At 40.4% G+C, this 8,425-nt stretch carries 4 protein-coding genes and 1 pseudogene; 3 read left to right on the top strand and 2 right to left on the bottom strand.

Going from position 1 to position 8,425, the window contains the following annotated elements; genetic code table 11:
* Positions 1-269: 269 nt before the first annotated feature.
* Positions 270-1,391 carry a hypothetical protein gene (locus tag M9196_RS11910; RefSeq protein WP_250617750.1) on the bottom strand — a complete coding sequence of 374 codons (1,122 nt, stop codon included), beginning with the start codon at positions 1,389-1,391 and terminating at the stop codon, positions 270-272.
* Positions 1,392-1,898: 507 nt separating this feature from the next.
* On the opposite strand from M9196_RS11910, the pseudogene tnpB reads away from it, so the two are divergent.
* Positions 1,899-2,030: pseudogene (tnpB, locus tag M9196_RS23720) on the top strand (IS66 family insertion sequence element accessory protein TnpB); the annotation flags it as partial.
* 653 nt (positions 2,031-2,683) lie between these two features.
* Here the strand turns inward: tnpB and M9196_RS11905 are convergent.
* Positions 2,684-4,582 (bottom strand): hypothetical protein, encoded by a 1,899-nt coding sequence (locus M9196_RS11905; protein ID WP_250617749.1) that lies wholly within the window; start codon positions 4,580-4,582, stop codon positions 2,684-2,686.
* Positions 4,583-5,240: 658 nt separating this feature from the next.
* Here M9196_RS11905 and M9196_RS11900 point away from each other — a divergent pair.
* Positions 5,241-6,119: a hypothetical protein gene (locus M9196_RS11900; protein ID WP_250617748.1), complete on the top strand. Its 879-nt coding sequence runs from the start codon at positions 5,241-5,243 to the stop codon at positions 6,117-6,119.
* A 158-nt stretch (positions 6,120-6,277) separates the two neighbouring features.
* Positions 6,278-7,975, top strand: a complete 1,698-nt coding sequence (locus M9196_RS11895) for a methyl-accepting chemotaxis protein (RefSeq protein ID WP_319946341.1) — start codon at positions 6,278-6,280, stop codon at positions 7,973-7,975.
* The last annotated feature ends 450 nt before the right edge of the window (positions 7,976-8,425 follow it).

Raw genomic sequence — 8,425 nt, 5'->3', positions numbered from 1 at the left:
AGCTGATTTGATCAACAACGCCCTTTAAATCCAGAAAAATGGATAATACGTCTTTCCTTGCTTGTCACAGTTCAACACGTTAGTGATTGTACTCACTTAACTCAGTGTCTAAAACTGCAGATACGGGTCAATAGAACAATATGTAGCCACATCTCAGCCCCAGCATGAAAACGTCAAATGAAGCACATAAAAAAGCCAACAGCTAACGCTGTTGGCTTGATGAGATACTGTTAACGTATTTTAGGAAGATACATAATAGAGCACCCTAATTATTGTTGACCCGCTACCGTCATGACAGTAGCTTGAGCACTCTCTCCTCGAAAGCCATGGCCTCCACCAAGCTCGTAACCATCCGCAAAGCTTTCAAAGTCGTTATCAAACAAAACCGTTTCACCTGTCACCGATTTTATGTTATCTACAAGCACTTCGTGAGAAGATACTGTCTTTTTAGCCGCAATTCGAACGTTCAGAAACTTCACCGGTTCATTGCTAACAGCATAGTCAACAGTTGCTGTACAAGTATTACCTTCTATGTCAGCGCTATCGCTGTTCACTTCAGCATTCTCGATGGTAAATGAGAACTGATCATTACCCCAAGTAGTCTTGATTGGAAGCGTTTCACCCATGGTGAACTCACAAATCGGATCAGAGAAAGCATTTGAGAGCTTACGGTATTTAATCTGCGCCCGCTCGCCATCAATAGCTTCGAACAACAACTCACCGTAGCTGTTTGCTGATGCAAAACCATTCGAATAAACAGCGACGTATGCCTTAGAATCACCATCTTCAGCGCTATCTTCATTTAAACGATAAGTAATATCTGCATCGAACGAGCCTTCAGCAGCCGGTTCATTGAGCGCCATATTGAGGGTGCCACTTAGTTCCTCTGTAATATTTTGAATGCGCGCGACCTTAGTTTCACCGTAACGGTCATCAGCGTCTTTCGCTGCATCTACAACTAATTTATTATCATACTGGTCAACACCGTTGAAGAAACCATCATTTCCACCGTCAATGATGAGCTCGCCATCATCAAAACTGTACGTTCCTTGAACTACCTTAACATCAGTATCGTAATAGTTGAAAGTGATAGATTTAGTCTCTTCATCATAATTGAAATCAGAGAACTCTATCTCATAAGTCCCGCTGACATTGTCATCATTGTAGTACTTCAAACGACTTCCAGAAAAGTAGTAAACGTTTGGAAGATCTGCATCAGTAGCAGCCTCCGCTTTCACTCCTTCATGGTCGAGTTCCCAATATACTTCTGTCAATTGAGTAGTGTCACCATCACCACCGCCAGGGTTGCCAGATATTTTTTCTTCGTCAGAACACCCACCGAGGAGTAACGACGCACATACCAAAGGAATCGTAAATTGCAGTTTGTTCATAGTATAATCTCATTAAGTTTCGTTGGCTTGGACAAAGTTTCAATCTTGTTTGACCACTTATTTCATTAGGACAAAAATCGATATAATGAAAACGATAAAACCTAGTATCGAACCTCTCCGGAAAACTGATTACTGGATATAAATGGTTTCAATGCAAAAGTTTTAGACATAGTGACCTATTATTAGATAAGCCCTCAATGTAAATAATTGAATTTTACTAGGTCAAATTTTGCTTCAGTTGTACAAAACAGAGAATAGATTATTAATGAGAAAAATTTTCACCTCAAAATATTAGTGTATAAGTATTATTATAAGTTATAAAATAAAATAAAATATTAGCTCAAATTGATTATTGCAGAGTGATTACAACTCATTCATTAATATAATGGAATTTATGAAGCCATTATCATGGTTTTAAAAACAAGATTTCGTCATTACATTAATTGTTTTTGTAACCTAACCCAAACAAGATTAAGACCTAGGTAGCACCTACCAACCGTTTACCTTTACCGTGACCCCATCGATTTTATAAAGTCACACAATGGATTGAGCGCACTCGCCGAAATGGAACTTGGACACAGTCCATTCAGCGGCCACCTCGATGCATTTATCAATAAACAGCGCAACAAAACTAAGTGACTGTTTTGGGAATATAATGGCTTTGTGCTGTACTACAAATCCTTAGCAGAAAAAAATTAAATGGCCAAAGCGCTCCGACGAGGTCATCACCCTCACAGGGCATCAGCTAGAGAAGCGAAACTTCAATCGCTATCCGCTCGATGCGCAGCCAAAGGGAAAAAGTTAAAGTCAGTAAAACCGATACAGCGCTCGGTTACATCAATACACTTTACCGCATTGAACGTAAGCAGACTGAATTAAAAAATAGGTAAGTCTACGTTAGAGATCGGCACAAGCACAGCACTCCTGTGTTGAACAAGTTGAAGGCACTTAGATAAGAACATTACCCAACTGCCATCAGAAAGCTTAACGAGTAAAGCTGTCAGTTGTATGTTGAATCAGTGGTCAAAACTGGTAGCTTACTGCGATAATGGTTAGCTATGCATCAGCAACATCATGGCAGAAAATGTCCCCCCCTCCATTCGTACACCATCAGGTGCTCAAGCGCATGCGGCTCGTTATAGCTTGATTGAAACGGCCAAATTACACGGACTTGAGCCCCACAGGAGAATCCAAACAACATCAACATCGCAGGCCAAAAAGTATAGCTTTTAGAGGTCTGCTGTCGTTTTCTAACCTAACGTAAGATTGGTAATTTCTCGTCATATGATGCTTTATTCCATACTCGCACCGGTAACCAAAACCAAGATATCGTCAACAACCTCAGTTTCACCGACATAAATCCCCCACCGGAAACCAACTTCTTCGGTACGCTCAAATTGACCACTACCGACAAGTTTTTCATCAATGTACATTTCATAGTCTAAGCCATTGTCACGAACTCGCATGTCAAATGGTTTACCAATCGTATTATCAGTAATCTTGATCTTGTCACCGATACGTGGGTAGAACCACAAGCTTCCATCTCCATGCACTCTCAACATGACTGACCAATGATCAACATTGTTGCCTTTTGCTTGAAACAATGAACAGTAATGGTCTTTTACAGGTTGTGCTGAACAACCTTTTGCTTTTAGCACGTTAAACCGCGCAGAAAATTCATGCCATTCACCTGGTGCCCAGCGTTCATCAGGGCTAAAAGCCTCTATACGAGCTGCTAGTCCACGTGAACCACTAACACTTTCTTCGTCTTTAAACAGGCGGAAAATCTGGGTATTGCTGTCCTCTTGATACCAACGGCTCCATGCATCAAATTTATTTGGGCTAATTGACGTGTTACCAACCGTATGTATACGGTAGTTATTGGCCTCGCTGTTGATTGGTCGATTGCCATAAGGGCCAGTTTCTACCGCCTCTTGGTTTATAGTGATAGTCGAACCTTCGACACCTTTTGAAGTTGGCGTGCCCAGTGGTGATAGATTACCGGTGTCTAATACCTCTTGCCAGGTCATATCAGTCCCGTCTTGGCTATAGAACTGACTAATATCCACTGGTAGTTCTCCCTGCATTGTGGTTACAGATGATTGAATGGTACTAGAGTGGTAGCCTCCAACATTGCCTCCAGTTAAATCTTGTCCACTGCTATAGCTCTCAAAGTCATCGGAAAAGACCACTTTTTGCAAATCATTTGAGTACACCTCGAGGTTATCCACTAAAAACTCGTAGCGACTGGTTTTACTTACCGAGCCTACACGCAAAGAGAAACGGTCGATTGGACCAGCGATTACAGCGTAGTTTACGGATTCATCAGCGATAATTTCTTCGTTTTGTGTCATCTTAAATGTGAAGTAGTTCTCGTCCCAGCTTATTTCAATGGACATAGGAACGCCAAATTCAAACTTACCCACCTCGTCAGAGAATCCAGGATTCCCTTCACGGTAACGAATTCTGCCTTCGCCTCCTTCAGCTGGATCATTATCCATTACGATATCGCCGAAATTTTTCCCAGATGTAAAACTACCATTAAAGAGACCCACGTATGCGTAATCGCTTTGATTGTCACCAACTTCATCATCGATGTTTAGACGTACAGTGGCATCTAATGTGAATTGACCTGAACTGACTTTATCTGATGGAACAGCAAAGCGAAGCTCACCAGCGCTGGTGGTCAATAGATCTTCAATTTTACCCACTTTGTTTTCAGTTACATTGTCGGCCTTGTATACTGCATCATTTACAGCTTCATCATCAGAGAGATCGTCGCCGATTATATCGCCATAACTTCCATCAACGATGGTAAGTACATTATTCTCGACTGAATACGTACCCGATATTTCTGAAATAGAATCGTCGTCGTAGTATTTAAATGAAATGGCTTTATTATCTTCATCATGGACATAATCAGAGTACTCTATTTGATAGTTTCCGGGTTCTACGTCATCATGATAGTATTTCAAACCCTCATCAGAAAACAGATAGATATTGGGTAGGTCTGCTGATGTTTTGGATAGAGAACTTACGCCTTGGGGGGCTAGTTCCCACAGTACTCCAGTCAGCTTGTCATTGCCTCCTGGTGGATTTATAGGTCCATTATTAGACTGTTCTTCACTGTTGCAACCAGCAATTAGCATGGAGCCACATAGTATAGATAGTAAAACCCTATTCTTAATCATATAATGTTTCACCTAATGTTGGAATTAATTTGAATTGTAAATATATCTCTCTACACCTAATTTATTGTTGCTAAGTTTTTTTGTGTTACTTTTTCCATTTTGCTTAGGTATTTCTGAAGTTACAATGTAAATAATTGATAACTTCCATGTCAAAATTTGCTTCTTCTACTATTAAGCTTTAGCCAGCCTTAATACCCTACCTTGTTAATTAATGAAGAAGCTATATGTGAAGAAAGGGAACGACCTAACAACTCTAAATAAACAGCGATATTGAATACACTTTATCGCTGATAGATTACCCACCGAAAGAGTGTTTATATTGCAACCAACCAGCGATTGTCGTTCAAGAAATGGCATTAGTCGTTTGATATTGGCGAGTGTCACACTTCGCCGTTGAATTCGGGAGTGTCAATCGCAATTCTTGACGTTACAGAATCCAAAGATAGGTGTTATTTTTTTTGATCTTATTCCGTAACGTTATTAGTTTGAATACTAACGAGACTTTGAACATTAAAGGTGTGTTTTTACGATTAAATTCCAGTATTTCATCAATAGTGATAGGGGTTAGTTTTATCTTATACTAATTGATGTGATGCTGATCTAAATTTATGACATTTATTTTGATGTCTATGTTCGTGCAAATAAGGTGTAAACCAAAATGTATAAAAATATTTTATTTTTCTCAATACTAGGGTTAACGATATCAGCATCGGCGTTTAGCGATAATAAGGTTCCCGATAGCAATAAACAAGGAGCTGGTACTCATCAGTTTTACGTTCAAGAAGGAACGGATCCGACTTGGTCACAAATCTTAAGTACAGATGCTTTAAAACCACTCCAGACACATACTTCAGCAGGTTTTGAAGGTTCTCGTATTAAAATTGATCACGAGAAAGTGGAGACCGGACCTTATGGTAATCGACCAATTAATAGCGAAAGCAATAAGTATCGTATACATACCGTAGGGCACCCTTCAATTACGCAAGATAAGTTTCATCTATGGAGCCGGTGGTATCAAGAGGAAGGTAACACACAAATTTTCCGCCTGTTTAAAGACGAAGAGAATGTTAGTAATCAGCGTAAGCTAGCAGCTCGGGTAGAGGCATTTAGTCCTCAAGACCGCTGGTTACCAGAACCTAGTGTTTGGCATGAATTTTCTGCACGCTTCAACGTATTGAAAGCTGCGGGGTGCTCAGCAGAGCCTGTTAAAAAGCATTACTGTTCTTTGTTCCAAGCTAAAGGCAATAACGTCGATCATTGGTCGGTCATGTTGAGAGTGCATGGTGACGGAAGTCTGTGGTTCTATCCACGCGGCGCCAAGCACACTAAAATTCGTAACAATGTCTTAGGACAGCCATTTGATATGAAAGTTCGTGACAATGGCTTGGATTACGAAATGTATATTGATGGTGAGTTAGTGGGTACTGGGCAATTTAAAAGAACCGAAGAAATTGGATTCAGATGGGGAATCTATGTTGGTTCCACTAAAGTTCTTGATGATATTTTAGTTTTGGTTACTGGGGCAAGTATGAAGTAGCTTTATTGAGAGAGATAAACCATTTCAATAATAAATATACGAAACAATAGAAGTCATTCCGTGATGATTTTTCGGTCTGACTCATGATGGTTATGGTTTATCAATTGATTGAACTGTTTTGTTAATACATTACCTGATTAAGTATCTTAAACCGTGGCGTGAGGATTGAGCTGTTGAAAAAAATATTACTTCTAAAGAACAAACTATTGTTCATTTGTATTGTACCTTTATTGCTCGTGTCACTAGCCTTATTTACAACCACTATCAATGAATTGAAGCATTTTAAAAACGAGCAAATAGAGCGCGAGCGTGTCGTTCTATTGGAACACAAACAAAATGAATTAAGACACCTAGTAACGTTAGCTCTATCATCCATGCAGGATATATTAAAACTACCTGCGTCAAAAGAGCGGGATATGAAGATTATCGACATAGCGAACCGTTTTAAATTTGATGATGATTCTTTCTTCTTTCTTAACTCTTATGATCAATGGTCGATTGCAAATGGTCGAATCAATAGAACTGAACCAAAAAAGCTAAGTTTCACTCGTGATTCCCCAACTGAACCGCACCCGCTTGAAGAAATGGTTCTTCAAGCTCGATCTGGTGGCGGATTTGTACAGTATGACGCGCAAAAAAGCACAAATTCTGCATATTATCCCAAGCTTGCCTACACGCAAAATGTACCCGGTTATGACTGGTTAATCGGTACAGGATATTTTATTGATGATATTGATCTTGCTGCGCAAGAGAAAGTTAACTCATTCGAGTCAACGATTACTCGAATTATGAATCAAACCGGTCTGATTACTTTAGGGATTTTTATTCTTTCATTAGCCGCGTGTGCGTTCTCTATCATGAAGGCCTTAAAGCCATTTGATAATATGAACGAAGCATTGCAAGACATTGCTCATGGTCAGGGAGATTTAACCCATAATTTGGTGGTTGAAGTTGATGATGAGGTGGGTCGATGTGCTAAGTCATTTAATGACTTTTCAGAAAAAATTCGCCTGATTGTCAAGAGTGTCTCAACAGAAGCTCAGGTGATTAAAGGCGCGTCTGCTGCACTAGATAACTCATCCCAATCCAGCTTAGAATTAGTACAAGAGCAAAAGGTTAAAACAGAATTCTTAACGCATGTCATTCATGAAATGATTATGAGTGCACAAGAAATTGCCAACAATGGGGTTAAAGCCGCTAGTGCTGCTAATAATGCAACAGAGGAAGCAACAAAAACATCCGCTTCGCTATGCGATGCTGTGCAGGAACTGAACAAACTCAATAAAGATATTCACTTGTCCTCCAATGCGATGAATGAGTTACGACAAGAGACTGAAGCAATCGGCTCGGTACTTGAGGTGATTCAACAAATAGCTGAACAAACGAACCTACTGGCTCTCAATGCCGCCATTGAAGCTGCCCGAGCAGGTGAACAAGGGCGAGGGTTTGCAGTTGTAGCGGATGAAGTAAGAACACTTGCCAGCAGGACCCAGACGAGCACCGAAGAGATTCGTGTGATGATCGACAAACTGCAGATTAGCGCAAATAATGTTGTGGAATCTATGAAGGTGAGTAGAGCATCGAGTGTTCATGCTACAACAGTTGCGGAAGAATCTAACCATTCCCTGGTTCGGGTTAGCCAAGCAATCACTTTGTTGAATGAGGTAAATGCTACGATTTCGACGGCTGCCAATGAGCAGACCTCGGTTACGGAAGAGTTAAATTCTAATCTACATGGCTTATTTGAGCTTGCGAATAATACTGAATCTGAGGTGAATTCGGTCGCTAGGATTAGCGAAGAGTTGAAGCAAAATGTAATCGCGCTCAATAAAGAGATGTCGCAATTTACGGTGTAATTAGCGATTCGACTCAAACATGAAAGAACGTTAATGGCGCTGACTAGGATCATCATTAAATAGCGAGGGCTTTGTTGCGTAATTCAGTAGAATAAATCCAGAACCTGCGACCTAACCAGCTACACCCACAACCTCTCATGGCTCTCTGACCTTTTAGATTGATGAAGAGGCAGTGTAAAACAAACACGCCGAAGTATCCTGAGTGGCTGGTGATGGTTCTTATGACACGAAAGTATGCCACACTGCTAATAAGATTATGGGAGCCATTGCGCTTATTCCCTCTGCTGACTTCTTATCAATCTTTGTCTAGCATCACTACTAGCCTAGTCTAAGGGACAATTGTTAAGAACTCCCGAGGTAAGATACCCCCTTTATCATAGCTCAGCCTGATTTGCATAGTAGCACTTCTGTTCGCGACTTCGGGCTATTCTATCTGTAGCTAGGTTACCC

This window comes from Vibrio methylphosphonaticus (genome assembly GCF_023634655.1).
Taxonomy (GTDB): domain Bacteria; phylum Pseudomonadota; class Gammaproteobacteria; order Enterobacterales; family Vibrionaceae; genus Vibrio; species Vibrio methylphosphonaticus.
The sequence above is the reverse complement of the archived record's forward strand: the minus strand, read 5'-3'. Positions and strand labels throughout refer to the sequence as shown.

Excerpts from the sequence above, each read along its gene's own strand:
- M9196_RS11905 (WP_250617749.1), bottom strand. The coding sequence starts at position 4,582 with ATGATTAAGAATAGGGTTTTACTATCTATACTATGTGGCTCCATGCTA.
- M9196_RS11900 (WP_250617748.1), top strand. The coding sequence starts at position 5,241 with ATGTATAAAAATATTTTATTTTTCTCAATACTAGGGTTAACGATATCA.
- M9196_RS11910 (WP_250617750.1), bottom strand. The coding sequence starts at position 1,391 with ATGAACAAACTGCAATTTACGATTCCTTTGGTATGTGCGTCGTTACTC.